The 25,987-nt window shown below is 71.8% G+C and carries 21 protein-coding genes and 1 pseudogene; 9 read left to right on the top strand and 13 right to left on the bottom strand.

Features of this window, described 5'->3' with window-relative positions; translation table 11 throughout:
* Nucleotides 1-7: 7 nt before the first annotated feature.
* From Prubr_RS19130 to Prubr_RS19120, 3 genes are all read right to left on the bottom strand, one after another.
* The gene (locus Prubr_RS19130) at nt 8-955 is read right to left on the bottom strand and encodes a DUF58 domain-containing protein (protein ID WP_212828241.1); all 948 of its coding nucleotides are present in this window, start codon (nt 953-955) and stop codon (nt 8-10) included.
* A gap of 73 nt (nt 956-1,028) precedes the next feature.
* Nucleotides 1,029-2,066 carry an AAA family ATPase gene (locus tag Prubr_RS19125; protein WP_212828240.1) on the bottom strand — a complete coding sequence of 346 codons (1,038 nt, stop codon included), beginning with the start codon at nt 2,064-2,066 and terminating at the stop codon, nt 1,029-1,031.
* 23 nt (nt 2,067-2,089) lie between these two features.
* Nucleotides 2,090-2,281 (bottom strand): hypothetical protein, encoded by a 192-nt coding sequence (locus tag Prubr_RS19120; protein ID WP_212816323.1) that lies wholly within the window; start codon nt 2,279-2,281, stop codon nt 2,090-2,092.
* Nucleotides 2,282-2,405: 124 nt separating this feature from the next.
* Between Prubr_RS19120 and Prubr_RS19115 the strand changes: the two genes are divergently transcribed.
* Together Prubr_RS19115 and Prubr_RS19110 are read left to right on the top strand one after the other, a co-directional pair.
* The gene (locus Prubr_RS19115) at nt 2,406-2,777 is read left to right on the top strand and encodes a VOC family protein (protein ID WP_246567344.1); all 372 of its coding nucleotides are present in this window, start codon (nt 2,406-2,408) and stop codon (nt 2,775-2,777) included.
* A 158-nt stretch (nt 2,778-2,935) separates the two neighbouring features.
* Nucleotides 2,936-3,931 (top strand): endonuclease/exonuclease/phosphatase family protein, encoded by a 996-nt coding sequence (locus Prubr_RS19110; RefSeq protein WP_212816321.1) that lies wholly within the window; start codon nt 2,936-2,938, stop codon nt 3,929-3,931.
* A 127-nt stretch (nt 3,932-4,058) separates the two neighbouring features.
* Here Prubr_RS19110 and cimA read toward each other — a convergent pair whose 3' ends face one another.
* On the bottom strand, nt 4,059-5,645 hold the full coding sequence (gene cimA, locus Prubr_RS19105; RefSeq protein WP_212816320.1) for a citramalate synthase: 1,587 nt from the start codon (nt 5,643-5,645) through the stop codon (nt 4,059-4,061).
* A gap of 347 nt (nt 5,646-5,992) precedes the next feature.
* Between cimA and Prubr_RS19100 the strand changes: the two genes are divergently transcribed.
* From Prubr_RS19100 to Prubr_RS19090, 3 genes are all read left to right on the top strand, one after another.
* Entirely contained in the window at nt 5,993-6,547 is a 555-nt protein-coding gene (locus Prubr_RS19100) for a peroxiredoxin (protein ID WP_281425814.1), read from the top strand.
* A gap of 3 nt (nt 6,548-6,550) precedes the next feature.
* Entirely contained in the window at nt 6,551-7,081 is a 531-nt protein-coding gene (gene ahpD, locus Prubr_RS19095; protein WP_212816318.1) for an alkylhydroperoxidase, AhpD family, read from the top strand.
* 119 nt (nt 7,082-7,200) lie between these two features.
* Nucleotides 7,201-7,695: a PRC-barrel domain containing protein gene (locus Prubr_RS19090; RefSeq protein WP_212816317.1), complete on the top strand. Its 495-nt coding sequence runs from the start codon at nt 7,201-7,203 to the stop codon at nt 7,693-7,695.
* Between the two features lie 87 nt (nt 7,696-7,782).
* Here the strand turns inward: Prubr_RS19090 and Prubr_RS19085 are convergent, their stop codons facing one another.
* Nucleotides 7,783-9,090, bottom strand: coding sequence for an MFS transporter (locus Prubr_RS19085; RefSeq protein ID WP_212816316.1), 1,308 nt, complete (start codon nt 9,088-9,090; stop codon nt 7,783-7,785).
* Nucleotides 9,091-9,217: 127 nt separating this feature from the next.
* On the opposite strand from Prubr_RS19085, the gene Prubr_RS19080 reads away from it, so the two are divergent.
* Complete coding sequence (locus Prubr_RS19080; protein WP_212828239.1) at nt 9,218-9,913, top strand: tyrosine-protein phosphatase; 696 nt, start codon at nt 9,218-9,220, stop codon at nt 9,911-9,913.
* Between the two features lie 141 nt (nt 9,914-10,054).
* Here Prubr_RS19080 and Prubr_RS19075 read toward each other — a convergent pair whose 3' ends face one another.
* Nucleotides 10,055-11,152 carry a branched-chain amino acid aminotransferase gene (locus Prubr_RS19075; RefSeq protein ID WP_212816315.1) on the bottom strand — a complete coding sequence of 366 codons (1,098 nt, stop codon included), beginning with the start codon at nt 11,150-11,152 and terminating at the stop codon, nt 10,055-10,057.
* Between the two features lie 242 nt (nt 11,153-11,394).
* Nucleotides 11,395-12,426 carry a 3-isopropylmalate dehydrogenase gene (locus Prubr_RS19070; RefSeq protein ID WP_212828231.1) on the bottom strand — a complete coding sequence of 344 codons (1,032 nt, stop codon included), beginning with the start codon at nt 12,424-12,426 and terminating at the stop codon, nt 11,395-11,397.
* A 182-nt stretch (nt 12,427-12,608) separates the two neighbouring features.
* On the opposite strand from Prubr_RS19070, the gene Prubr_RS19065 reads away from it, so the two are divergent.
* The gene (locus tag Prubr_RS19065) at nt 12,609-13,466 is read left to right on the top strand and encodes an FAD:protein FMN transferase (RefSeq protein WP_212816314.1); all 858 of its coding nucleotides are present in this window, start codon (nt 12,609-12,611) and stop codon (nt 13,464-13,466) included.
* 281 nt (nt 13,467-13,747) lie between these two features.
* Nucleotides 13,748-14,098 (top strand): hypothetical protein, encoded by a 351-nt coding sequence (locus Prubr_RS19060; protein ID WP_212816313.1) that lies wholly within the window; start codon nt 13,748-13,750, stop codon nt 14,096-14,098.
* A gap of 92 nt (nt 14,099-14,190) precedes the next feature.
* Here the strand turns inward: Prubr_RS19060 and serA are convergent, their stop codons facing one another.
* The 6 genes and pseudogenes from serA to Prubr_RS19030 all read right to left on the bottom strand — a co-directional run bounded on the left by serA (nt 14,191) and on the right by Prubr_RS19030 (nt 23,465).
* Nucleotides 14,191-15,789 (bottom strand): phosphoglycerate dehydrogenase, encoded by a 1,599-nt coding sequence (gene serA, locus Prubr_RS19055; RefSeq protein WP_212816312.1) that lies wholly within the window; start codon nt 15,787-15,789, stop codon nt 14,191-14,193.
* Between the two features lie 207 nt (nt 15,790-15,996).
* Complete coding sequence (gene mpgS / locus Prubr_RS19050; protein ID WP_212816311.1) at nt 15,997-17,235, bottom strand: mannosyl-3-phosphoglycerate synthase; 1,239 nt, start codon at nt 17,233-17,235, stop codon at nt 15,997-15,999.
* 193 nt (nt 17,236-17,428) lie between these two features.
* Complete coding sequence (gene ilvC / locus Prubr_RS19045) at nt 17,429-18,442, bottom strand: ketol-acid reductoisomerase (RefSeq protein WP_212816310.1); 1,014 nt, start codon at nt 18,440-18,442, stop codon at nt 17,429-17,431.
* A 40-nt stretch (nt 18,443-18,482) separates the two neighbouring features.
* Nucleotides 18,483-18,998: an acetolactate synthase small subunit gene (gene ilvN / locus Prubr_RS19040; protein ID WP_212816309.1), complete on the bottom strand. Its 516-nt coding sequence runs from the start codon at nt 18,996-18,998 to the stop codon at nt 18,483-18,485.
* A 28-nt stretch (nt 18,999-19,026) separates the two neighbouring features.
* Nucleotides 19,027-20,883, bottom strand: coding sequence for an acetolactate synthase large subunit (locus Prubr_RS19035; RefSeq protein WP_212816308.1), 1,857 nt, complete (start codon nt 20,881-20,883; stop codon nt 19,027-19,029).
* A 213-nt stretch (nt 20,884-21,096) separates the two neighbouring features.
* A pseudogene (locus Prubr_RS19030) lies at nt 21,097-23,465 on the bottom strand (putative bifunctional diguanylate cyclase/phosphodiesterase).
* A 188-nt stretch (nt 23,466-23,653) separates the two neighbouring features.
* Here Prubr_RS19030 and ilvD point away from each other — a divergent pair.
* Nucleotides 23,654-25,501, top strand: a complete 1,848-nt coding sequence (gene ilvD / locus Prubr_RS19025; protein WP_212816307.1) for a dihydroxy-acid dehydratase — start codon at nt 23,654-23,656, stop codon at nt 25,499-25,501.
* Nucleotides 25,502-25,987: the final 486 nt, after the last annotated feature.

Below are 25,987 nucleotides of genomic sequence, written 5' to 3'. Positions count from 1 at the left end.
CCTCCTGTCATGCCGCACCACCCGGACCGCCGGGATGGAAACCGCCGGGGGTACGGCCGCGCGGGGTGCCGGCCAGCCGGCGTTGGGCCTGCACGTGCCGGACCAGGTCGGCGACCCAGTCCCGGTCGGTGCGCAGGGCCAGGTGGGTCGCGCCACCGCGGCGCAGTGCCGCGCGGACCTGCTGGCGCTGCCGGGCCGCGGCGGCGGCGTACCGCGCGCGCAGCCGGCGGTCGCCGGTCGACACCTCGCGCCGCTGGCCGCTCTCCGGGTCGACCAGGGTGATCAGCCCGACGTCGGGCAGTTCGAGTTCACGCGGGTCGGTGATCTCGACGGCGAGCACCTGGTGCCGGGCGCCGAGCCGGCGCAGCGGCACCTCCCAGGCCGGTTCACCGGTCTCGTCGTCGGGCAGCCCGTCGAGGAAGTCGGAGACGACGACCATCAGCCCGCGCCGGGCGGTGGCCCGGTGCAGGCCGTCGATCGCGTCGGCCAGGGCCGGGGCCGGACCGGCCCCGTCGAGTCGCGGTGCGGCGAGCAACGTGCGCAGTACGGCGAGCAGGTGGTTGCGTCCGCCGCGGGCCGGGAACCGGCGTACGGCCTCCTGGGTGACCACGTGCGCGCCGAGCCGGTTGCCGATGCCGGCGGTGAGGAAGCCGACCGCCGCGACGGCCGCCACCGCGAGTTCGCGTTTCTCCAGGTCGGCGGTTCCGAAGTCCATGCTCGGGGTGCCGTCGACGAGCAGCCAGGTGGACAGTTCCCGGTCCGCGTCGACCTGCCTGACGTGCGGGACCGAGGTGCGGGCGGTGACCGCCCAGTCCATCCGGCGTACCTCGTCCTCGCCGGGCCGGTACTCGCGGCTGCCGGCGAGTTCGCTGCCGGCGCCGGGCAGCAGGCCGAGGTACTGCCCCTGGAGCAGCCCGTCGAGCCGCCGGGTGATGGTGAGTTCCAGCCGGCGCAGCCGCCGTTCGGGGCGAGTTCGCGGATGGTCGCCGGTCCGGCCGCCGCCGGGTCGCCCGTGAGCCCGCCGGCCATCATGCCGCCGCCGGCATGCCGATGCGGCGGGCGTCCTGGGCCGGCGCGATCCGCGGCGGCGGGACGACCTCGACGACCCGGCGCACGATCGAGTCGGCCGCGACACCGTCGGCGACGGCGTCGAAGGAGAGCACCAGCCGGTGCGCGATCACGTCGACGGCCAGTTCCTTGACGTCCTCGGGCAGCACGTAGTCGCGACCCCGGAGCAGGGCCAGCCCGCGCGCGGCGGCGACCAGCCCGAGGGTGGCCCGCGGGCTGGCCCCGTACGCCAGCAGCGGCACCACCTCGGTCAGGCCGAACCGGGCCGGGTCGCGGGTGGCGAGGACCAGCCGTACGACGTACTCGGCCAGCGCGTGGTGTACGAACACGCCGCGGGCGGCCTCCTGCAGGGTGCGCAGCCGGTCGGTGTCGAGCACCTGTCGGGACTTCGGCCGGGCGGTGCCCATCCGGTAGAGGATGCCGAGTTCCTCCTCGTCGGTCGGATACCCGACGATGACCTTCATCAGGAACCGGTCCCGTTGCGCCTCGGGAAGCTGGTAGACGCCCTCGGACTCGATCGGGTTCTGGGTGGCCAGGACGAGGAACGGGTCGGGCACCGGATAGCTGCGCCCGCCGATCGAGACCTGGCGCTCGGCCATCGCCTCCAGCAGCGCCGACTGCACCTTGGCCGGGGCCCGGTTGATCTCGTCCGCGAGCACCAGGTTGGCCATCACCGGGCCGAGTTCCACGTCGAAGTCCTCTTTGGACGCCCGGTAGATCCGGGTGCCGACGATGTCGGACGGCACCAGGTCGGGGGTGAACTGGACCCGGGAGAAGGTGCCGCCGACGGCGGTGGCCAGGGTCTGCGCGGCCAGCGTCTTGGCCACCCCGGGTACACCCTCCAGCAGGCAGTGCCCGTCGGCGAGCAGCGCGGTGAGCAGCCGCTCGACCAGCCGGTCCTGCCCGACGATGACCCGCTTCACCTCGAAGAGGGTCTGTTCGAGTTCGGTGGCCGTACGGCCGTCGGTCTTGGGGCGGTCGATCGTGGCGACCGGGATCTCGCCGGTCGAGTCGGCGGCGCTCACAGGTCGGCCGCCGCGCTGTCGCCGGCCTTCTCGGGACAGTCGCGCCCATCCGGGTCCGGCGCGTCGGTCACGATCTGCAGCACGGGTTCCGGGTGGCGCTGGTCGGCGGCGTATGCGATGCCGCCGAAGGTCACGGCCGCCGCGGCCGCCCCGGCGAACGCCAGCCCGGCGATGGTCCTGATCCGCATCGTGTCGGTTCCCCTCGGTCGCGCGTGCGACGCGGCCGGCCGGCAGGCCGGTGCGCCCCGTCCTGCCACATGTCACCAGGGCGGACCGAAAGCGGGCCGAAGGAAGCGGGCCGGCGACATACGGGTGATCCGGCCTGGCGGGAGCCTGAAATTGGTTCCTGAGGGGCTGGCGCGGTTCTGGTGCGAGGTCCTGGACTTCACGGAGCTCGATCGCGAGGCGGAGGGCTGCGTCGAGATAGGTCCGCGGGAAGGGTCCGACGGCTCGCAGCCGACGATCTTCCTCATCCGCGACGACCTGCCGAAGACCGGGCCCGCCCGGTTGCACATCGACGTCAATCCCACCGACCGCGATCAGGACGCCGAGCTCGAGCGCCTCCTGGCCGCCGGGGCCAGACTCGTCGACATCGGCCAGCCTGCCGGGGCGTCCTGGCACGTCCTCGCCGATCCGGAAGGCAACGAGTTCTGCCTGCTCAAGCATCGCCTCGACCCACTCTGACGGCCTTTGGCGAAACGATCGGCGCAGCCGTCACCCACCGTCTGCCGCTGCGGGGCGCACCAGACCTGTCCCGGCCGTTGCCCACCGGCGCTGGGCCGAGCGTCGCACCGATCCAGAACGGCGGGACGGGATGATCGGGTCGGCTACCGTTTCGCGGCATGAGCGTCGACACGAGGGAGGCGCCGGCGCGGCCGGCCCGACGGGCGTCCCGCCCGCTGACTGTGCTGTGTTGGCTGATGGCCGCGCCGGGACTGGTCTGGGCGGTCGTCCGGGTCCTCGGCGTGGAGTGGGGGCCGCTGGTGCAGTTGCTGGCCTTCACGCCGTACGTCGCCGCGTGGAGCGTGCTGCCGGTGGTCCTGGCGCTCGCGCTGCGCCGCTGGTGGGCCGTTGGCGTCGCGGCGGTCGCCGCGCTGGCGCTGCTGGGCGTGGTCGTGCCGCGGGTCGTGCCGGACCGCGGGCCGGCGCCCGGCGGGCCGGTGCTGCGGGTGTTGACCAGCAACGTGCTCGCCGGGGCGGCCGATCCGGCGGCGGTGCTCGCGCTGGTCCGGGCGGAGCGGGTGGACGTGTTGGCGTTGCAGGAGTTCACCCCGGACGCCCAGGCCGCCCTCGACACGTTGGGCATCGCCGACGTGCTGCCACACCGGGTGACCAACCCGCTCGTCGGCACGCAGGGCTCGGCGCTCTACTCCCGCTTCCCGTTGTCCGACACCGGGATCCGGTGGAACGACGGCGGGTTCAGCCAGGCGTACGGCACGGTGGCGGTACCGGACGGGCCGGGGGTGCTGGCCGAGTCGGTGCATCCGGCGGCGCCGTACGCCCTGTCGGTCCTCGACGCCTGGCGCACGGACCTTGCGGCACAGCCGGCGGCCACTCCGGACGGGCCGCTGCGGGTGCTGGCCGGCGACTTCAACGCCACCCTCGACCACGCCCCGCTGCGGGCACTGATCGACACCGGGTACGTCGACGCGGCCGCCGCCCGGGGCGCGGGGCTGATCGGCACCTGGGGCCCGTACGACGGCGACCCGATCCCGCCGGTGACCATCGACCACGTGCTGGTGGACCGCCGGATCGGGGTACGCGCGGTCGCGGTGCACCCGGTGGCCGGCAGCGACCACCGGGCGGTGCTGGCCGAACTGGCCCTGCCAGCCGGATAGTGCCCCTGCCAGCCGGATAGCGCCCGGCCGGCCGGATAGCGCCCCCGCCGGGCGGATAGTGTGCCCGCGCCGGCCGGACGAGTGCCCGGCCGGCCGGATGGCGTCCGGCCGACCGGGCCGGCGGGCGTCAGGCCGCCGGGGTCCGGGCCAGCCCGTACGTCAACGCGTCGACCAGCGCCCGCCAGCTCGCCTCGACCACGTTCTCGTGGACGCCGACCGTGGTCCAGTCCCGGCCGCCGTTGTCGGCGGTCTCGACCAGCACCCGGGTGATCGCGCCGGTGCCGTGCGTGCCTTCCAGGATGCGGACCTTGTAGTCGGCGAGTTCGAAGCCCTTGAGCTGCGGGTAGTGGCGCAGCAGCGCCAGCCGCAGCGCCTCGTCGAGGGCGTTGACGGGGCCGTTGCCCTCGGCGGTGGCGATGACCCGTTCGCCGCGTACCCGGACCTTGACGGTCGCCTCGGAGACGACCGCGCCGTCCTCGCGGTGTTCGACGATGACCCGGTAGGACTCCAGGGTGAACGGCCGGGCCACCTCGGCGCCGGGCAGTTCGGAGCGGACCAGCAGTTCGAACGACGCGTCGGCGGCCTCGAACGACCAGCCGCCGGCCTCCATGTCCTTGACCCGGTTGGTGACCCGGGAGACGGCGTCGGGATGGCCGGCCAGGTCGAGCCCGAGTTCGCGGCTCTTCAGCTCGATGCTGGCCCGGCCGGCCATCTCCGTCACCAGGATCCGCATGTCGTTCCCGACCACCGTCGGGTCCACGTGGTTGTAGAGCAGCGGATCCACCTTGATCGCGCTCGCGTGCAGCCCGGCCTTGTGGGCGAAGGCGGCGGCCCCGACGTATGCCTGGTGGGTGTCGGGGGCGATGTTGGCGATCTCTGCGATGGCGTGCGAGACGCGCACCATCTGTTCCAGGCAGCCGTCGGGTAGGACGGGCAGCCCGAGCTTGAGTTGCAGGTTGCCGACGACGGCGAACAGGTCGGCGTTGCCGGGGCGTTCGCCGTATCCGTTGGCGGTGCCCTGGAAGTGGCGGACGCCGGCCTCGACGGCGGCCACGGTGTTGGCGACGGCGCAGGCGGTGTCGTTCTGGCAGTGGATGCCGAACCGGTCGGCCGGCACCCCGACCCGCTCGACGAGTTCACCGATCACCGTGGTCACCTGCGACGGCAGCATGCCGCCGTTGGTGTCGCAGAGGACGACCCGCTCGGCTCCGGCGTCGAGCGCGGCCGTGACGACCGAGGCGGCGTACGCCGGGTCGTGGCGGTAGCCGTCGAAGAAGTGCTCGCAGTCGAGGAAGACGCGACGGCCCTGGGCGACGAACCAGGCGACGGTGTCGCGGACCATGTCGAGGTTCTCCGCACCGGTGGTGCGCAGGGCCCGCTCGACGTGCCGGATGTCGGACTTGGCGACCAGGCAGACCGCCGGGGTCTGCGCGTCGAGCAGGGCCCGTACCTGGGGGTCGTCCCCGACGGCGACGCCGGCCTTGCGGGTGGCGCCGAAGGCGACCAGGACGGCGTGTTTCAGGTCGAGTTCGGTGCGGGCCCTTCGGAAGAACTCGGTGTCCTTGGGCATGGCTCCCGGCCACCCGCCCTCGATGAAGCCGACGCCGAACTCGTCGAGCAGCCGGGCGATGGCGAGCTTGTCGGCGACGGAATAGCTGATTCCCTCGCGCTGTCCCCCGTCGCGCAGCGTCGTGTCGTACACCTGGTAGGTCATGGGAGGTTCCTTTCGAGCCGGTGGGCGGCGGTTCGCGGCGGGTCCGGACCAACAAAAAGACCCCCGCGGATGCGGGAGGTCTGCGCGCTCGGCGAGGGGGATGCCGGCGCGCTAGGTGCCAATAATCAGGGCGAGGTTGTTCACCCGTCACACTCTGCCACCTCCGTCAGGATCCGGGAGAGAGAATCCACATTTCGGGAAGCCGGATCGGGAGGCAGTGGGCGACGTCGATCGGTCCGATTTGTCAGCCCGTGACAGGATTCACACTTCACTGCTGCGCCATCGGACCGAAACAGGTGCCGGGAATGATCTGGACTGAATCCAGATACCGCCCACATGGAGGTACCGTGCTCACCGTCGGTGACCACTTCCCGCAGTACGAACTCGCCGCCTGTGTCTCGCTCGACGCCGACCAGGCCTTCACGACCATCACCAACAAGAGCTACGAGGGCAAGTGGCGGGTGGTGTTCTTCTGGCCGAAGGACTTCACGTTCATCTGTCCGACGGAGATCGCCGAGTTCGGCCGCCTCGACGGCGAGTTCGCCGACCGTGACGCCCAGGTGCTCGGCGTCTCGGTCGACTCGGAGTTCGTGCACTACGCCTGGCGCAAGGACCACCCGGACCTGCGCGACCTGCCGTTCCCGATGCTGAGCGACATCAAGCGCGAGTTGTCGGCCGCCGCCGGGGTGCTGGGCGAGGACGGCGTGGCCCAACGGGCGACCTTCATCGTGGACCCGAACAACGAAATCCAGTTCGCGATGGTCACCGCCGGCTCGGTCGGCCGCAACGTCTCCGAGGTGCTGCGGGTCCTCGACGCGCTCCAGACCGACGAACTGTGCCCGTGCAACTGGAACAAGGGCGGCGAGACCCTCGACGCCAAGAAGCTCCTCGCGGGCGCCTGACCCATGGGCCTCGACGTCATCAAGGCGGCCCTGCCGGAGTACGCCAAGGACATCAAGCTCAACCTCGGCTCCACCGTGGGCACCTCGACGCTGAGCCCGGCGCAGGCCTGGGGCACCGCCCTGGCCTGCGCGGTGGCCGCCCGCAACCCGATCGTGCTGCGGGAGATCGCCGAGGAGGCCGCCGGCACCCTCGAGCCCGAGGCCGTCGAGGCGGCCAAGGGCGCGGCCGCCGTCATGGCGATGAACAACGTCTACTACCGGGCCAAGCACCTGATCGGCGACGAGTCGTACGCGACGATCCCGGCCCGCCTCCGGATGCAGATCATCGCCCGGCCCGGCGTCGACAAGGGCGACTTCGAACTGTGGTGCCTGGCCGTCTCCGCGATCACCGGTTGCGGGGTGTGCCTGGAGTCGCACGAGAAGACGTTGCGCGGCGCGGGATACACCCGTGAACAGGTGCACGAGGCGCTGCGGATCGCCGCCGTCGTACACGCCGCCGCGGTCACCCTCGACGCCGAGACCGCCCTGGCCTGACCCCTCCTCGCTCCGGCCCGCGCGACACGTCCGTCGATGAAGATGTGTCGCTTGGGCCGGACCGGGGTAGGAATCCTCTCGACCGAGGAAAGTCAACGTCGAGAAGAGGAGGCAGCCAGATGACCCGGCTCGACCCTCAGACGACCCCGTACGGCACCCAGGATCCGGTGCACCCGACACAGGACCCGATGCGCGACGGCGCCCAGGGCGTCGTTCCGGGCGGTCCCCCCGCGGGTGACTTCGACCCCTGGAGCTACCGCCAGGACGCCGGGGTCACCGGTGCCGATCTGGTCGGCTACAAGGTGGAGGCCACCGACGGCGGGATCGGAAAGGTCGATTCCGCCAGCTACGAGGTGAACTCCAGCTATCTCGTGGTCGACACCGGACCGTGGATCTTCGGCAACAAGGTCATGCTGCCGGCCGGCGTGGTCAACCACGTCGACCACGATGACCAGAAGGTCTACGTCAACAAGGACAAGGCACACATCAAGGCCGCACCCGAGTTCGACCCGGATCGGCACCACGATCCGGCGTACCGGGAGAAGCTGGGTGGCCACTACGGCGACTCGTACGGTTCCCCCGGCACGACCGCGCTGCCTCCGCAGATCATGTAGGCGGCGGACCGAACCGACGCCGACGGCCGGTGGGGCGCTGCCCCGCCGGCCGTCGGCGGTTCCGGCCCGCGCGGTGCGACCGCCCGCTCAGGTCCCCGGTGCGACGACCTTCGGCACCGGTTCGACCACGGGCCCCGGGTCGTCCGGGCGGGTGCCGGCCGGCACCGGTTCGGTCAGCCGCATGTTGCGTACGCCGGGCGAGCACAGGGCCGCCAGCGTCGCCAGCACGATCAGCCCGCCGCAGGCGATCAGCGTCGGACGGGCGCCGAACACCGCCGCCGCCGGCCCGGCGACGAGCAGCCCGATCGGCCCGAACATCAGCGAGCCCAGGGCGTCGTACGAGCTGACCCGGCTCAGCACGTCCGGCGGGACTTCCCGCTGGAGGCTGGTCTCCCACAGCACGCCGAAGATGTCGAAGCAGATGCCCATCACGACCGCGCCGAACACCACCGTCCACAGTGGCGCGTAGGCGCCGAGCAGCAGGTAGGGCAGCGCCGTCGGCAGGGTCAGCACCACGGCCACCAGCATCGGCCGGCGCGGCCGGATGCGAATGGCGATCACCACTCCGACGAGCATGCCGACCGCCTCGCCGGCGAGCACCGCCGACCAGGCCGCCGCGCCGCCCAGGTCCTCCTTGGCCACCACCGGGCCGAGCACCCCGTGCGCCGCCTGCAGAGCCATGACGAGGAAGGCGAACTGGAGCACGATGACCCACAGCCACTGCCGGGAGACGAACTCCCGCCAGCCGTCGCGCAGGTCGGTGAGCGGGGTGGTCGCCGGACCGGTCGCCGACCGCACCCGGGGCGGCAGCCGCAGCGCGGCGATCAGCAGGGCCGAGCCGGCGAACATCGCCGCGCTGACGGCCAGTGCCGGCCCCGCCCCGACCAGCACGACGGTGCCGCCGGCGAGGGCGTAGCCGGCGATCCGGGCGGAGTTCGTGCCGAGCCGCAGCAGGCCGTTGGCGGACTGGAGGCGTTCGGCGGCGACCACCTCCGGCACGATCCCGACCAACGCCGGGAAGAACAGCGCCACCCCGATCCCGGACAGCGCCGCGGCGACGACCAGGCCGGGCAGCGGCGCCCAGCCGGTCACCAGCATCGCGGCGAGCACCGTGTACGCCGCCGCGCACAACACCTCACCGGCGATCATGACCCGGTAGCGTGGGAAGCGGTCGGCGAGCACCCCGCCGGCGAGCATGAACACGACCTGGGGGACCGACTGGGCGACCAGCACCACCGACAGGGTGGTGGCGTTCGCACCGGCCAGCTCCAGCACCCCGAAGGCCAGCGCCACCGGGGCGAAGGCGCTGCCGAGCACGGAGACCGTACGGGCGGTGAACAGCAGGGCGAAGCGTCGGTCGCGCAGCAGTTCCAGGTCCCGGCGATAACTGTGCACGCCGTACGGTAAGCACCGGACGGCGGCCCGGTCATTCCCTTTTCCGGTGTCCCGCACCACACCGGACCGGCGCTACGGTGAGGGCGTGGATGTCACCCCGGTCAACCGTGCCCTGGCCTTCTCGACCATGTTCAACTTCCGCGACGTCGGCGGCTACGCCGGTCTCGACGGCCGCACCGTCCGCTGGAAACGGCTCTACCGCTCCGACTCGCTGCACCGCCTCGACGGCGCCGACCGGGACGCGTTCGCGCTGCTCGGCGTGAAGACCGTCATCGACCTGCGGCGGCCGACGGAGGTGCGCCGCGACGGGCGGGTTCCGGACTTCGTCGGCCTGGACTACCGGCACATCCATCCCGAGCACCGGGACTGGATCGAGATCCCGTACGACGAGGCACTGGGCGTCGGCCGCTATCTCGCGGACCGCTACCTCGAACTCGCCGAGACGGGGGTGTCCGGAGTCGGCCGGGCGGTGGGGATCGTCGCCGACGCCGGGTCCGCGCCGGCCGTCGTGCACTGCGTGGCCGGCAAGGACCGCACCGGTGTGGTGTGTGCGCTGACGCTGTCGACGCTCGGGGTGAGCGACGCCGACATCGCGGCCGACTACGCGCTGACCTCGGCCGCGTCGGAGCGGTTCGCCGCCTGGATTCGCACCAAGTTCCCGGACCACCCGATCCCGGCGCCGTTCCTGGCCTCGCCGGCCCAGGCGATGCTGCTGTTCCTCACCGGGTTGCGGGAGCGGCACGGGTCGATCGAGAACTACCTGCTGAAGGCGGGTGTCACCGCGGCCCAACTGGAGGCCATGCGCACCCATCTCCTCGAATGAAGATCCGCGTGATCAGGGACCTCTTCCGGCGCGTCGTCGGCGCGCCGCGCGACAAGGTCCCTGATCACGCGGATCAAGCGGAGGTGCCGGACGCGCGGCGGCGCCCCGGGCCGGCCGGCCCGGGGCGCCGCGAACCACGGATCAGATGACCCGGTGCACCCAGCCGTGCGGGTCGTCGGTCCGGCCCCGCTGGATGTCGACCAGCCGCTGCCGGATCGCCATGCTGACCTCGCCCGGCCCGCCGTCGGCGATCGCGAACTCGCCGTCGGGGAACCGCACCCGGCCGATCGGCGTGATCACCGCGGCGGTCCCGCAGGCGAACACCTCGCGCAGCCGGCCGCTCGCCGCGTCGGCCTGCCACTCGTCGAAGGCGACCGGCCGCTCGACCACCTCGTGCCCCGCCTCGCGGGCCAGGGTGATCACCGAATCCCGGGTGATGCCCGGCAGGATCGTCCCGGTCAGCGGCGGGGTGACCAGCGTGCCGTCGTCGTACACGAAGAAGACGTTCATGCCGCCGAGTTCGTCGACGTAGCGGCGCTCGACCGTGTCGAGGAACACCACCTGGTCGCAGCCGTGCTCGATCGCCTCGGCCTGGGCGACCAGCGACGCGGCGTAGTTGCCGCCGCACTTCGCGGCCCCCGTGCCGCCGGGCGCGGCCCGCGTGTAGTGCGGCGACACCCAGACGGTGACCGGCTTGACCCCGCCGGCGAAGTACGACCCGACCGGCGAGGCGATCAGCACGTACAGGTATTCGGCGGCCGGCCGGACGCCGAGGAACACCTCGCTGGCGTACATGAACGGGCGCAGGTAGAGGCTGCCGTCGTCGCCGGCCGGGATCCACTCGCGGTCGGCCTCGATGAGGTGCCGCAGCGAGTCCAGGAACGCCTGCTCGGGCAGTTGTGCCATCGCCATCCGCTGGGCGGAGGCGGTGAACCGGGCGGCGTTGGCCTCCGGGCGGAAGAGGGTCACTCCCCCGTCGCCGGCGTGGTATGCCTTGAGCCCTTCGAAGATCTCCTGGGCGTAGTGCAGGACCGCGGTGGCCGGGTCCATCGGGATCGGCGCGCGGGCCTCGACCCGGGCGTCGTACCAGCCTTTGCCGTCGGCGTAGCGGATCGTGACCATGTGGTCGGTGAAGACCCGGCCGAATCCCGGATCGGCCAGCAGCGCGGCTCGTTCGGCGGCGGATACCGGCGCAGGATTCGGACGGATCTCGAAGTCGAGCTTGTCACCACCGCTCATCGCGTTTGACCTCCAAGATTGCCGGCGTGCGCGGACGGGGGCACGCCAGGGGAACGGGACTGGTGCCTGGAATGTACCCCGAACGGTCGTTCAAGGGCGATGGCCCCGGCCAGCTGCGCCGACGGCGAGGTGGCCGTCGCGGATGGCCGGTGGAGTCCCCCGGTCGGGGCGTGCGGAAGGGATCGGTCCGGGCCGGCCGGACGATCGTCCGGCCGGCCCGGGCCGGCGGTGTGCGGGGCGGGTCAGCCCGCCGCGTGGGCGGCGAGCCGGTCGCCGACCTCTTCGGTGCGCAGCGGTGCCCCCGGTACGCGGGCGGCGAGTTCCGCCGCTACCGCCTCGGACACCCGGTGCGCCGCCTCGGGGTGGCCGAGGTGGTCGAGCAGCAGCGCCGCGGACAGTACGGCGGCGGCCGGGTCGGCTACGCCCTTGCCGGCGATGTCCGGTGCCGAGCCGTGTACCGGCTCGAACATCGACGGGTAGGCCCGCTCGGGGTTGATGCAGCCGCTGGCGGCCAGCCCGATGCCGCCACTGACGGCGGCGGCGATGTCGGTGAGGATGTCACCGAACAGGTTGTCGGTGACCACGACGTCGTACCGCTGCGGCTGGGTGACCAGGAACATCGCGGCGGCGTCGACGTGCTGGTATTCGGTGGTCACGTCGGGGTGCTCGGCGGCGACCGCCTGGAACGCCCGGGCCCACAGCGAACCGGAGTGGGTCAGCACATTGGTCTTGTGGACCAGGGTCACCTTACGGCGCTCGCGGCGCTCGGCGCGGGCGAACGCGTCGCGGATGACCCGCTCCACGCCGTGCCGGGTGTTGAGGCTCTCCTCGGTGGCGACCTCGGCGGGGGTGTCGCGGTGCAGCGAGCCGCCCGCGCCGGTGTACAGCCCCTCGGTGCCCTCGCGGACCACGACGAGGTCGATCTCGCCCGCCTTGACGCCGGCGAGCGGGCTCGCGGTGCCCGGCCACAGCCGGGACGGGCGCAGGTTGACGTACTGGTCGAAGGCGAAGCGGAGCCGGAGCAGCAGACCGCGTTCGAGGACCCCCGGCGGCACGCTGGGGTCACCGACGGCGCCGAGCAGGATCGCGTCGTGGTCGGCGAGTTCGGTCAGCACGGAGTCGGGAAGCACCTCGCCGGTGCGGTTGTAGCGGGCGGCCCCGAGGTCGTACTCGGTGGCCTCCACGCCGGGCAGTACGGCGTCGAGGACCTTGCGGGCCTGCGCGACCACCTCGGTCCCGATGCCGTCTCCGGCCACCACCGCGATCCGTGCCACCGACACGTCGAACTCCTTAACCCTCGCTGTTTACCGAACGTTAGGCGATCGTCCCGTCCTCCGGTACGAGCATCCCAGAGTCTGGAAATTCGTGCTGTACAGAAGCTTCACAGCGAAAATCCACCACGAGGTCACGTCCGCCGCCTAGGTTGGGTGACGTCCGGCAGAGGGGGCCGAAGGTAATGCCGATCCACCGCACCACCCGTAACACCGACACCGTCCGCACCATCGCACCCGGTGACCAGCCCGCCAGACCCGACGTACGCCTCGGCGGCCCGGCCGCCCGGTCCCGGCCGACCAGCGGCGGCGCCGGCCCGGACCGGCTGGTCGCCCGGCACACCGTGCAGACCTCGACCGCCGACTACTCGCTGGTGCTCAACGGGCCGGCCTGGATGACCCGGCGGATGCTGGGCGAGGCGATCGGTGACGCGGTCGCCGAACTGCGCGCCATCGACGTGACCTACAGCCCGCTGCGCGAGGGCAGTCTGGTGTCCCGGCTGCGTCGCGGCGAGGTGGCCCCCGAGGCCTACCCGCCGCTGCTCGACATCGTCGAACGCTGCAACGCGATGCGGGCGGCGACCGACGGCTGGTTCGACGCCTGGGCGGTGCCGGGCGGCTTCGACCCGAGCGGCCTGATCAAGGGCTGGGCGGTCGAGCGGGCCGCGGCCCGGCTTCGCGCCGCCGGCATCGAGGACTACGCCGTGGTCAGCGGAGCCGACCTGACCGTACGCGGGCACGCGCCGCACGGTGGGCCGTGGCGGGTCGCGATCCACCACCCGTACCAGACGAAGCGGCCGCCGATCATGCTGGCGATGACCGGCGGCGCGGTCGGCACATCGGGTGTGGCCGGCCACCAGAACCACGTCGTCGACCCGCACACCGGCGAGGCGGTCCACCACCTCGCGGCGGCCACCGTGACCGGCCCGGACCTGGCGGTCGCCGACGCCTACGCGACGGCGCTCTTCGCCGCCGGCCGCGCCGGGCTGGCCTGGTTTCCCACCGCGGACGGCTACCGGGCGCTCCTCGCCCCGACCCGCTGAGCGGACGGTCGGCCGCCCGAAAAGACGACCGGCCCCCACGATCTCGGCAACAGATCGCGAGGGCCGGTCAAAGACGAGTACGCGTGGCTCGCGCACAAGTTTCGGGCACGCACCCGACGTGGTGTCCCATCACCCGAAGACGAGCCCACACCCGGGAATCACTGCGTAACCGCGCGGATACGCTATCGATTGCAGCTCACCGAGCGCAAGAGGTACGTCCACCGCGTGTCGATCCGGGGTTGCGCGAGACCTGACCCCGGTCGGATGGCAGTCTGTGGCGCGTGAGTTTCGATCTGGTCGTGTGGGCCCTCGCAACGGGCGCCACGGCGGCGAATGTACGCGCCGCCCACGAGTCGTGCCGGCGGGGCGAGCACCGGGCGGGTCCGCCCGATCGCCGCATCGTCACGTTCCACGCCGCGTTGACCGCGAGCTATCCGGAACGGGCCGCCAACTCCCCGTGGGCGGTGACACCGCTGCACGTCGCCGTCGACCACCTGGAGATGAACCTGACCGAGACCTGTGCCGACGAGGTGCTGCTGACCGTGGAGCGGCTCGCCGGCATGCACGGGTTGCTGCTGCTCGACCTGCAGGACGGTTCGGTGTATCCGCCACCGGCCACCGTGGGACGCTGACCACGCGCCGTCGGCCCGGGGCGCCGCCGGCCGCGGCAGAACGGGCCGGCGGGTGACCGACCGCTGTCGGACACCCGCCGGGTCGCCGTTGCCTACTCGTCGCGCAGGTCCGCCGCGCTCGCGGCGACCGCGCCGACCGCGTCGGCGGCCGAGGCGAGCAGCTCCACACCGACCGCCGAGTCGACGGTGAGGGTCATCAGCGCCTCACCGCCGGCCTCGCGCCGGGCCACCTGCATCGCGGCGATGTTCACACCGGCCTCGCCCAGGATCGAGCCGATCGTGCCGACCACGCCGGGCCGGTCGACGTAGCGCAGGAAGAGCAGGATCCCCTCGGCGCCCAGCTCCAGGTCGAAGCCGTCGACCTCGGTGAGCTTGATGACCTCGCGGGTGCCACTGGTGACCACGGTCCCGGACACCGACACGGTACGGCCGTCGGGCAGCGCGCCACGCACGGTGACCAGGTTGGGCTGGTCGGCGGTGTCGGCGAAGGTGGCCAGCTCGACGGCCACGCCCCGGTCTGCGGCCAGGTGCGGCGCGTTGACGTACGTCACCTGCTCCTCGACCACGGAGGTGAACAGGCCCTTGGTGGCGGCGAGCTTGAGCACCGAGACGTCGTTGGCGACGATCTCGCCGCGTACCTCGACGGTGACGCTGGCGGCGATCCCGCCGGCGACCGCGGTGAACACCTTGCCGAGCTTCTCGGCCAGGGGCAGCAGCGGCCGTACGTCCTCGGCGACGACGCCGCCGGCCTGGACGTTGACCGCGTCCGGCACGAACTCGCCCTGGAGCGCCAGCTTGACGCTCTTGGCGACGGCGAGGCCGGCCTTGTCCTGCGCCTCGGCGGTCGACGCGCCCAGGTGCGGGGTGGCCACCACGTTGTCGAACGCGAACAGCGGCGACGCGGTGCACGGCTCCTTGGCGTAGACGTCGACGCCGGCGCCGCCGACCCGGCCCTCGGCGAGTGCGTCGGCGAGCGCCTGCTCGTCGACCAGGCCGCCCCGGGCCGCGTTGACGATGCGGACGCCGGGCTTGACGATCGCGAGTTCCTTCTCGCCGATCAGGCCGACGGTCTCCGGCGTCTTCGGCAGGTGGATGGAGATGAAGTCGCTCTCGCGCAGCAGCTCCTCCAGGCCGACGAGCCGTACGCCGAGCTGGGCGGCGCGGGCCGGCTGGATGTAGGGGTCGTACGCGATCAGGCGGGTGCCGAACGCGGCGATCCGCTGGGCGAAGAGCACGCCGATACGGCCGAGCCCGACCACGCCGACGGTCTTGCCCTGCACCTCGACGCCGGTGTACTTCGAGCGCTTCCACTCGCCGGCCTTGAGCGCGGCGCTGGCGCTGGCGGTGTTGCGGGCCACGGCCAGCAGCAGGGCGACGGCCTGCTCGGCGGCGGAGACGATGTTGGACGTGGGCGCGTTGACCACCATGACGCCGCGGGCGGTCGCGGCCGGCACCTCGACGTTGTCGAGGCCGACACCGGCCCGCGCGACGACCTTGAGCCGCGGTGCGGCGGCCACGGCCTCGGCGTCGATCTGCGTGGCACTGCGCACGATTACCGCGTCGGCGTCGGCGAGAGCGGACAGCAGAGCGCCCCGGTCGGTGCCGTCGACGTGCCGCACGTCGAAGTCGTGGGCCAGGACGTCGAGCGCGGCGGGGGCGAGCTCTTCAGCGATCAGTACGACAGGAGTCATCGGTCCTCGTATATGTCGTCAGGAGGCGAGTGGTGTGCGGCGGCGGGGCGCCGCTCTGCGCCCAGCGCTCCCCGAGCGGGATACACAACGGGGATGCGGCCTACCGCGATCGTAGGCGCCACCGGCGCCACCACGGCCCGCACCCCCGCGTGAGTGCCCTCACAAACCCGACCTAACGCCCGCGCAACCGCCTCCAGGTGAGCCCCCTCACGCGGGGCTTGCGATCTCCGGAGTTCGGCCCCGCGGGCTCGGTCTTTCCACGACTGGACCGGTGCCGACCTGCCGGAAGCTGCTCGCCTCGGCCGTCAGCGAGTCGAAGAGGAGGTCGAAGTCCAGAGACCCGACCGGCGGGTAGATCCGCTCCCGGGGCGGCTCCTCGCCGGGGGCGAGCGCGCCCTGGGCGACCATGAAGTCGAGGATCGCCTCGCGTACCGCCGGCAGCGACACCGGCGAGTGGTAGAGCACGTTCAACGCCTGCATCCGCATGCCCTGGACGTGGTCCTCGCCCTTGTTGTCGTGGAAGTGCGGGTTGCGGGTCTCGATCTGGAGGACCGGCACCGAACTGCTCATGACCTCCGGATACGAGGCCGGAAGCACCCCGCCGAACTGCTCGAAGAGATCCACGTACTCGAAGGGTTCGACGGCGAACCCGCCGGCCAGCCGCATCCGGAGCCCGAGGTCGAGGCTGAGCGCGTGTTCACCGGCGTTGCCGGTCGCGATGACCTCGGTGCCGAACCCGGAGTATTCGGCGACCAGCCGGTTGAGGAACTGGTTGGTGATCTCGGAGCTGCGGCCGCGGCGGCTGAAGAAGAGCCGGCCGTCACGCAGCTTGGGCTTGGAGTGCCAGGAGATCCGGACCATGGCGTACGGGTTGGCGGCCAGGTGCAGGCCGGCGGCGTAGACCTTGACGTATTCGTGCACGGCCCCGGGCACGTAGTTGTCGGCGTCCACGTAGCCGATGTACGCCCGTCCGGTCATGGCGGCGACGGCCATCCCGATCAGCATCGCCTCGCCCTTGCCGGTGCGGACCAGCCCGTCGCTGTCGACCAGCTCGGGCATGCCGGCCGCCTTGACGGCCGCGGCGAGGCCCGGGTCGCGCTGATGGATGGTGATCGCGGGGCGTTCGGCCGACTGGCAGAACTGCTCGACGGTCTGCACCTCGATTTCGAAGCGGTCGACCGGATGTCGGTCACTGTTCGAAACCAGCACGATCAGGCAGTCGTGCGGGATCCCGGAGAGCACACCCTCGATTACCCTCCGTGTCTCATTCATGCACGGAATGACAATGACCATCTCGCGCTCGATGGCGCGGATCGCATCGTGCGAGACGATGCCACTGCCCCGGGCCCCCGTGGCATCCCCGGAGTCCAGCTCGACAACGCGCTGAAGTTCGTGGATGCGAACGGCGCCGAAGCGTTCGGTACGGTGCGAGTGCTCCAGACGCATGCGGCGACACTACCGGAGACTTAGATTAACTGGTTGTAACCAACGGCCAAATAGGCACAGCGCTCGACTTCCGCCACGAACGGACTCTGATTCGCAACCTGGACGTAACGCACAATGCTCGAGGCGTTCCCGATGCCGCTTGGGCGACATGTCGGGAACGCCTCGATAAAGTGCCGTTTGTTGATCGAGAGCGTCAGGCGGTCTCGGTGATCGGCCGATCGACCCAGCTCATCATCCCACGCAATTTCCGACCGGTTTCCTCGATCGGGTGCGCGGCGCCCTCGGCCCGGAACTTGTTGAAGTTGGGCCGGCCGGCGTCCTCCTCGGCGATCAGTTCGCGGGCGAACTCACCCGACTGGATCTCGCCCAGGATCTTGCGCATCTCGTCCTTGACCCGGGCGTCCACGACGCGCGGACCACGGGTGTAGTCGCCGTACTCGGCGGTGTCGGAGACGCTGTAGCGCATCCGGGCGATGCCGCCCTCGTACATCAGGTCGACGATCAGCTTCAGCTCGTGGAGGCACTCGAAGTAGGCCACCTCGGGGGCGTACCCCGCCTCGGTCAGCACCTCGAAGCCGGTCTGCACCAACGCCGAGGCGCCGCCGCAGAGCACCGCCTGCTCACCGAACAGGTCGGTCTCGGTCTCCTCCTTGAACGTGGTCTTGATCACACCGGCCCGGGTGCCACCGATGCCCTTGGCGTACGACAGCGCGAGCGCGAGCGCACCACCGGTCGCGTCCTGCTCCACCGCGACCAGCGCGGGCACGCCCTTGCCGTCGACGTACTGCCGGCGGACGAGGTGACCGGGGCCCTTCGGGGCCACCAGCGCCACGTCGACGTCGGCCGGCGGCTTGATGAGGTCGTACCGGATGTTGAGGCCGTGACCGAAGAACAGCGCCTTGCCGGCGGTCAGGTGCGGCGCGATCGACTCGGTGTACAGCGAGCGCTGCACGGTGTCCGGCGCCAGCACCATGATCAGGTCGGCCTCGGCCGACGCCTGTGCCGGGGTCAGCACCCGCAGGCCCTCTTCCTCGGCCTTGGCCCGGCTCTTCGAGCCCTCCGGGAGACCGATGACGACCTCGACGCCCGAGTCGCGCAGCGACAGCGCGTGGGCGTGGCCCTGGCTGCCGTAGCCGATCACCGCGACCTTCTTGCCCTGGATGATGCCCAGGTCGGCGTCGTCGTCGTAGAACACCTCAGCGGTCATGACTTCCCTTTCCTGTGGCAGGCCCTTCGACCCGCCGTCATTAAGCGGCACGCAGCGCCGGACCGGTGGTGATCGAGCGCGAGCCGCGCCCGATGGCCACCAGGCCGGACTGCACCATTTCCTTGATTCCGAACGGTTCGAGGTCACGCAGCAACGCGTCGAGCTTGTCGGGAGTGCCGGTCGCCTCGATGGTGAGCGTGTCCGGGGCGACGTCGACCACCCGGGCCCGGAAGAGCGCGACCGTCTCCAGCACCTGGGCCCGGGCCGCCCGGTCCGCCCGGACCTTGACCAGCAGCAGCTCCCGGGCGACCGCCGCCGCCGGGTCCAACTCGACGATCTTCAGGACGTTGACCAGCTTGTTGAGCTGCTTCGTCACCTGCTCCAGCGGCGACTCGTCGGCGTTGACGACGATCGTGATCCGGGAGACCTCCGGGTGCTCGGTCTCCCCGACCGCCAGTGAGTCGATGTTGAACCCGCGCCGGGAGTAGAGACCGGCCACCCGGGCCAGGACGCCGGGCTTGTTCTCCACCAGCACCGACAAGGTGTGCTTGCTCATGCCTTCTCCTCGAACTCCGCCGGCGCGGTCACAGGTCGTCTTCGTCGAACGCGGGGCGGACCCCACGGGCAAACATGATCTCGTCGTTGCTGGTGCCGGCGGCGACCATCGGCCACACCATGGCGTCCTTGCCGACCACGAAATCGATCACGACCGGAGCGTCGTTGATGGCCATCGCCGCCTCGATCGTCTTGTCCACGTCGGCGGCGTTCTCGCAGCGTAGCCCGACACAACCGAGCGCCTCGGCCAGCTTGACGAAGTCCGGGATGCGGTGCTTGTGGGTGCCCAGCTCGGTGTTGGAGTAGCGCTCGTTGTAGAACAGCGTCTGCCACTGGCGGACCATGCCCAGGTTGCCGTTGTTGATCACAGCGACCTTGATCGGGATGCCTTCCAGGGCACAGGTGGCCAACTCCTGGTTGGTCATCTGGAAGCAGCCGTCGCCGTCGATCGCCCACACGGTGGTGTCCGGCAGACCGACCTTCGCGCCCATCGCGGCCGGCACCGCGTAGCCCATCGTGCCCGCGCCACCGGAGTTCAGCCAGGTCCGCGGCTTCTCGTACGAGATGAACTGCGACGCCCACATCTGGTGCTGGCCGACACCCGCGGTGTAGACCGCGTCCGGGCCGGCGATCGCGCCGATCCGCTGGATGACGTACTGCGGGGCCAGGGTGCCGTCGGCCGGCTCGTCGTAACCCAGCGGGTAACGGGACCGCAGGTCGTCGAGCTGTGCCCACCAGTCGGTGCGGTCGCCGGTCCGGCCACCGCTCTGCTCGACGGTCGCCGCCGCGATCAACTCGTCGATCACGTGCCGGGCGTCGCCGACGATCGGCACGTCGGCGGCCCGGTTCTTGCCGATCTCGGCCGGGTCGATGTCGGCGTGCACGATCGCCGCACCCGGGGCGAACGAGTCCAGGTTGCCGGTGACCCGGTCGTCGAACCGCGCGCCGAGCGCCACGATCAGGTCGGCCTTCTGCAGCGCGTAGACGGCCGCGACGGTGCCGTGCATGCCCGGCATGCCCAGGTGCTGCTGGTGCGAGTCGGGGAACGCGCCCCGGGCCATCAGCGTGGTGACCACCGGAATGCCGGTCAGCTCGGCCAGCTTGCGCAGCCCCTCGGTCGCCTCGGCCTTGAGCACGCCGCCGCCGACGTACAGCACGGGGCGACGGGCGGCGGTCATCAGCCGGGCCGCCTCGCGGATCTGCTTGCCGTGCGGGTGCAGGGTCGGCCGGTAGCCGGGCAGTTCCATGGTGGGCGGCCAGGAGAACGTGGTCTGCGCCTGGAGCACGTCCTTGGGGATGTCGACGAGGACCGGGCCGGGCCGGCCGGTGGACGCCAGGTGGAACGCCTCCGCCAGGATCCGCGGGATCTCCTCCGGCGTCTGCACCAGATAGTTGTGCTTGGTGATCGGCAGGGTGATGCCCTGGATGTCGGCCTCCTGGAAGGCGTCCGTGCCGATCGCCGGCCGGGACACCTGGCCGGTGATCGCCACGACCGGCACCGAGTCCATGTAGGCGTCGGCGATCGGGGTCACCAGGTTGGTCGCACCCGGGCCGGAGGTGGCGATGCACACGCCGACCTTGCCGGTGGCCTGCGCGTAGCCGGTCGCGGCGTGGCCGGCACCCTGCTCGTGCCGGACCAGGATGTGCCGCACCGTCGAGTCGTAGAGCGGGTCGTAGGCCGGCAGGATCGCACCGCCGGGAATGCCGAACGCGACCTCGACGCCGAGCGCCTCGAGCGACCTGACGAGCGAACCCGCGCCGGAGACCTGGGCCGGTCCGGGCGGCGGTACGGGCGCGGCCGCCGGGCCGGACCCGGCGGCGAGGATGGCCGGGCTGGGCGTCGCGTGGACGCGGTTGGCGAGCGTCTCTGGCGTTGGTCTTGTCATCGCAATCTGGCCTTCGGTCGGTGCGGCACGCGTTGCGCGTGATGCGGGTTCGGCGCGGACCGGCTGCCCGCGCGGGCGGACCCGGGCCCGGACGGGCACGGGTGGCTGGCCAATAAAAACGGCCCACGTGCAGATGCACGGGGCCAGCGCACTCTCGGACGGTGAGAGTGCGCTCAGATAAGTACTCGAGACGACCTGGTCGGCGACATGGGGCTAAGCCTGACGCATCTCACGCGCTGAGTCAACTGATCTCACATCCTGGTCACCGCGTGTCGGATTCCGCTGGTCAACCTCGTGCGACGGGTGCACCGGCTCCACGTCCGGCGTACGGTTCACCGCCGGACCGACGCCCCCGTCGGCCCGGCCGCCGATCTGCCGGGGTACGGCCGGCACCGCCCGCGCACCCGGCGACGTCGCCGACTCCAACAGCGCCTCCAGATGCTCCGCCGGCACCCCCCAGCCGAAGAGCTGCCCCTGTCCGAAGCGGCAGCCCGCCTCGACCACGGCGGTCATCTCGGTCTGGTTCGTCACCCCTTCGGCGATCACCTGGAGGCCGAGCTGGTGCCCCAACCGCATCACCACGTCGACGTACGGGGCGAAGACCCGGCCGGACCGGCCCTCGGCCGGCGACTGCTGCTCCGCCACCAGACTGTGGTCGATCTTCAGGATGTCGATCGGCAGGTGACGGAGCTGGCCGAGCGACGAGTAGCCGGCGCCGAAGTCGTCCAGGGCGATCCGTACGCCGATGGCGCGCAACGCCCGCAGTCGCTTGATCAGCTCATCCAGGTCGGTGGCCACGGTGTGCTCGGTGACCTCCAGCACCAGCCGCTGCGACGGCACCCGGTGGGCGCGCAGCGCCTCGGCCACCTGCTCGACGTATTCCGGGGCGTGCAACTCGCGCGGCGACACGTTGACCGACACCCACACGTCGTGCCCGGCGGCCCGCCACAGGGCGAGCTGGTGGCACGCCTGGTGCAGCACCCAGGACCCGAGGGTGGCGATCATCCCGGACTCCTCCGCGAGCGGGATGAACTCGTCGGGGCGTACCTTGCCCAGCCGCGGATGGGTCCAGCGGAGCAGGGCCTCGGCGCCGACCGGGCGGACCGCCGGGATCTCCGCCACCGGCTGGTACACCAGGTGCAGCTCACCACGGTCGACCGCCCCGCGCAGCTCGTGCTCCAGGGTCGTCCGCCGGCGCAGCAACTGGTCGTAGGCGATGTCGTACTGCTCGACCCGGTTCTTGCCGCGCTGCTTGGCGTAGCGCAGCGCCAGGTCGGCGTTGCGCAGCAGGGTGGGCACGTCCGACCCGGCCGTCCGGCGCGCGATGCCGATACTCACCGACAGGAAGACGGTGCCGTCACCCGGCTCGTACGGCTTGCACAGCACCCCCAGCAGCCGGTCCGCCGCCCGCTGCGCCTCGGCCGGCCCGGTGTGCATCAGTACGGCGAACTCGTCGCCCCCAACCGGGCGGCGAGATCGCCCGGCCGCAGGTTCTGCCGCAGCCGCGCGCCGACGTCGCCGAGCACCGCGTCGCCGACGTCGTGGCCGCGCATGTCGTTGACGTACTTGAAGCCGTCGAGGTCGAGGGCCAGCAGCACCACCGGTACGTCGGACCGCAGCACCCGGCGCAGTTCCTCGAGCAGTCCACGCCGGTTGGCCAGCCCGGTCAGCGCGTCGGTGTACGCCAGGTCCCGGTAGTGGGCCTCGCTCTCGGCCAGCCGGTGCGCGTACGCCCGCACGTCGAGAAGGGCGACGTACTGCCGGGCGACCAGCGCGAACCCCTCCACGATGCCGGCGACGATGCCCGGCGCGGTGAACCTGCCCTCCCACAGCAGGTGGTAGACGGCGGAGACGGCCATCCCGAGCATCGGCAGGAAGGCGTACGCCGTGCCCCGGCGGATCACGTCGCCGTGCGGCTCGCCCAGGGTGTCGGGGAACCGGACCGCCCAGGCGAGGATGAGCAGGCCGATCGAAACGGCGATGGTGCTCGCCAGCACCATCGCCGTGCCGGGTTGGCAGACGCCGGTGGCCACCCCGAGGCCGCCGACGACGGTGGTGACGATGCCGCTGCCGGTCAGGATCAGCCCGCGGCGCGGCCGGGCGGTCCGCAGCACCCCGACCACGGCCACCCCGACCGTGGTCGCGACCGCCACGCTGGCCAGCAGGATCGCCGTGCAGGTGGTCGGGGTCGCCGCGCCCAGGATCCGGGTCGGCTCGGAGAGCAGCACCCAGCCGACGAACCACAGCGCGGCCCCGACGACCACCGCGTCGAGCAGATGGCGGGCCACCGTCCGGGTGTCACCGGCGAGGCCCGGCAACCGCAGCAACCCGACGCTGAAGAGGACGCAGCCGAGCACGACCCCGATCGCCACGACCGTGGCCAGGGTGACCCGCTGCTCCCGGTTCGCCGACCACTCCGGGGCCATCGCGACCAGCCCGATCAGGCCGACGACCAGGCTCGCCGTGGTCACCCCGGCACCGGCGGCGAGCACCAGGCGGGCCCGCCGGCTCGCCGCGGTGTGCCGGCGGGCGGACCGGACCAGCAGCACCGTGCCGAGGACAGCGGTGAGCCCACCGGCCACGGCGGCGATCTCGACACCCGAGGGGAAGTGCACACATCAACTCTGCCGGATGGCGTCCCGCCGTGGGGGGACGGGGTGTGCGACACCGGCTCGCGGAGGTATGGCCGGCGCCACACCGTTTCCCGAGAGGTGGACCCGCCGTACGCCGCGACCGGCGCCGGACGGGCCGCGGTGTAACACTGGGGGGCATGCCTGACCTGCGGTCCAAGACCTCCACCCACGGGCGGACGATGGCCGGAGCCCGTGCCCTGTGGCGTGCCACCGGCATGACGGACGACGACTTCGGCAAGCCCATCGTCGCCATCGCCAACAGCTTCACCCAGTTCGTACCCGGGCACGTACACCTCAAGGACCTCGGCGGTCTGGTGGCCGACGCGGTGGCCGAGGCCGGTGGCGTCGGGCGCGAGTTCAACACGATCGCCGTCGACGACGGTATCGCGATGGGCCACGGCGGGATGCTCTACTCGCTGCCGAGCCGCGAACTGATCGCCGACGCCGTCGAATACATGGTCAACGCGCACTGCGCCGACGCCCTGGTCTGCATCTCCAACTGCGACAAGATCACGCCGGGGATGCTGCTCGCCGCACTGCGGCTCAACATCCCCACGGTCTTCGTCTCCGGCGGCCCGATGGAGGCCGGAAAGACCGTGGCGATCGAGGGCATCGTCCACGAGAAGATCGACCTCATCGACGCGATGATCGCCTCGTCCAACGACGCGGTGACCACCGAACAGCTCGACAGCATCGAGCGGTCCGCCTGCCCGACCTGCGGCTCCTGCTCGGGCATGTTCACCGCCAACTCGATGAACTGCCTCACCGAGGCCATCGGCCTGGCCCTGCCCGGCAACGGCTCGACCCTGGCCACCCACGCCGCCCGCAAGGACCTCTTCGTCCGGGCCGGCGGCCTGATCGTCGAGATCGCCCGGCAGTGGTACGAGCACGACGACGCCTCGGTGCTGCCCCGCGCGCTGGCCAACCGGTCGGCGTTCGAGAACGCGGTCGCGCTCGACGTGGCGATGGGCGGTTCGACCAACACGGTGCTGCACCTGCTGGCCGCGGCCCGCGAAGCCGAACTGGACTTCGGCGTCGCCGACATCGACGCGATCTCCCGCCGGGTGCCGTGCCTGGCCAAGGTCGCCCCGAACAGCCCGAAGTACCACATGGAGGACGTGCACCGGGCCGGCGGCATCCCGGCCATCCTCGGCGAACTCGACCGGGCCGGACTGCTGCACCGCGACGTACGCGCCGTGCACTCCCCCGACCTGGACAGCTGGCTCGCCGACTGGGACGTCCGCGGCGGTAAGGCGGTCCCGGAGGCGGTCGAACTGTTCCACGCGGCACCGGGCGGCGTACGCACCACCGAGCCGTTCTCGACCACGAACCGGTGGAACCGGCTGGACACCGACGCCGCGACCGGCTGCATCCGCGACCGCGCCCACGCCTACACCGCCGACGGCGGGCTGGCCATCCTGCACGGCAACCTCGCCCCGGACGGCTGCGTGGTCAAGACCGCCGGCGTCGACGAGGAGCTGTGGCGGTTCAGCGGGCCGGCCCGGGTCTTCGAGTCCCAGGACGACGCGGTCAGCGGCATCCTCGCCAAGGAGGTGCAGCCGGGCGACGTCGTGGTGATCCGCTACGAGGGGCCCCGGGGTGGGCCGGGCATGCAGGAGATGCTCTACCCGACCTCGTTCCTCAAGGGCCGCGGGCTGGGCAAGGCGTGCGCCCTGATCACCGACGGCCGGTTCTCCGGCGGCACCTCGGGACTGTCGATCGGCCACGTCTCGCCCGAGGCCGCCGGCGGCGGACTGATCGCGCTGGTCGAGGACGGCGACGAGATCGTCATCGACATCCCGGAGCGGTCGCTGCGGCTGAACGTGCCGGACGAGGTGCTCGAGGCGCGCCGGATCGCCCAGGAGAAGCGGGACCGGCCGTACACGCCGGTCGACCGGCAGCGTCCGGTCTCCGCCGCGCTGCGGGCGTACGCCTCGATGGCCACCTCGGCCAGCGACGGCGCCTACCGCCGGGTCCCCGAGTAGCTCGTCTCGTGGCGGGGCCGGGAGCTTCGCTCCCGGCCCCGCCACGTCGCCCCCGCGCCTCCCCGCCGCATCGCCCCGCCCCGTCGCGTCGCGCCGCGCCGCGTCACGTCGATCAAGGACTTGTCGTGGCTACCGCCGGGGGTTTTGTCCTGAACGTCCCCTTGATCAACGTGCAGGCCCCGGGTCAGCCTCGGCCCCGCGCCTTCGCTACCGCTCGCGCCGCTGGCGCTCGCTCCGCGCGCGATCTAGAGCATTTGTTGCTGCTGTGGCGGCCACAAACGTTCTGGATCGCGCGGATCCGGATGGCGCGGTACATCGTCTCGGCGGGACGGCGCGCATTTCAGTGATGTCCGGCCGGGTCCCGCCACGCGATCACGGTTGGGCCGATCACCGCCAGGCCGACGCCCGCCAAGCCACCGGCCACCGGCCGGCGGCCAACGAGCGATCCAGCCAGGCCCGGTGGCTGAGCCGCGGGCCGGCGGACCG

The sequence above is a fragment of the Polymorphospora rubra genome (assembly GCF_018324255.1).
Classification (GTDB): Bacteria; Actinomycetota; Actinomycetes; order Mycobacteriales; family Micromonosporaceae; genus Polymorphospora; species Polymorphospora rubra.
The sequence above is the reverse complement of the archived record's forward strand: the minus strand, read 5'-3'. Positions and strand labels throughout refer to the sequence as shown.

What these genes read in the sequence shown, in the direction of transcription:
- cimA (WP_212816320.1), bottom strand. Translation starts at nt 5,645, where the DNA reads ATGACCTACCAGGTGTACGACACGACGCTGCGCGACGGGGGACAGCGC.
- mpgS (WP_212816311.1), bottom strand. Translation starts at nt 17,235, where the DNA reads ATGCGTCTGGAGCACTCGCACCGTACCGAACGCTTCGGCGCCGTTCGC.
- ilvN (WP_212816309.1), bottom strand. Translation starts at nt 18,998, where the DNA reads ATGAGCAAGCACACCTTGTCGGTGCTGGTGGAGAACAAGCCCGGCGTC.
- ilvD (WP_212816307.1), top strand. Translation starts at nt 23,654, where the DNA reads ATGCCTGACCTGCGGTCCAAGACCTCCACCCACGGGCGGACGATGGCC.
- Prubr_RS19090 (WP_212816317.1), top strand. Translation starts at nt 7,201, where the DNA reads ATGACCCGGCTCGACCCTCAGACGACCCCGTACGGCACCCAGGATCCG.
- ahpD (WP_212816318.1), top strand. Translation starts at nt 6,551, where the DNA reads ATGGGCCTCGACGTCATCAAGGCGGCCCTGCCGGAGTACGCCAAGGAC.
- Prubr_RS19065 (WP_212816314.1), top strand. Translation starts at nt 12,609, where the DNA reads ATGCCGATCCACCGCACCACCCGTAACACCGACACCGTCCGCACCATC.
- Prubr_RS19120 (WP_212816323.1), bottom strand. Translation starts at nt 2,281, where the DNA reads ATGCGGATCAGGACCATCGCCGGGCTGGCGTTCGCCGGGGCGGCCGCG.
- Prubr_RS19075 (WP_212816315.1), bottom strand. Translation starts at nt 11,152, where the DNA reads ATGAGCGGTGGTGACAAGCTCGACTTCGAGATCCGTCCGAATCCTGCG.
- ilvC (WP_212816310.1), bottom strand. Translation starts at nt 18,442, where the DNA reads ATGACCGCTGAGGTGTTCTACGACGACGACGCCGACCTGGGCATCATC.
- Prubr_RS19110 (WP_212816321.1), top strand. Translation starts at nt 2,936, where the DNA reads ATGAGCGTCGACACGAGGGAGGCGCCGGCGCGGCCGGCCCGACGGGCG.
- serA (WP_212816312.1), bottom strand. Translation starts at nt 15,789, where the DNA reads ATGACTCCTGTCGTACTGATCGCTGAAGAGCTCGCCCCCGCCGCGCTC.
- Prubr_RS19080 (WP_212828239.1), top strand. Translation starts at nt 9,218, where the DNA reads ATGTTCAACTTCCGCGACGTCGGCGGCTACGCCGGTCTCGACGGCCGC.
- Prubr_RS19035 (WP_212816308.1), bottom strand. Translation starts at nt 20,883, where the DNA reads ATGACAAGACCAACGCCAGAGACGCTCGCCAACCGCGTCCACGCGACG.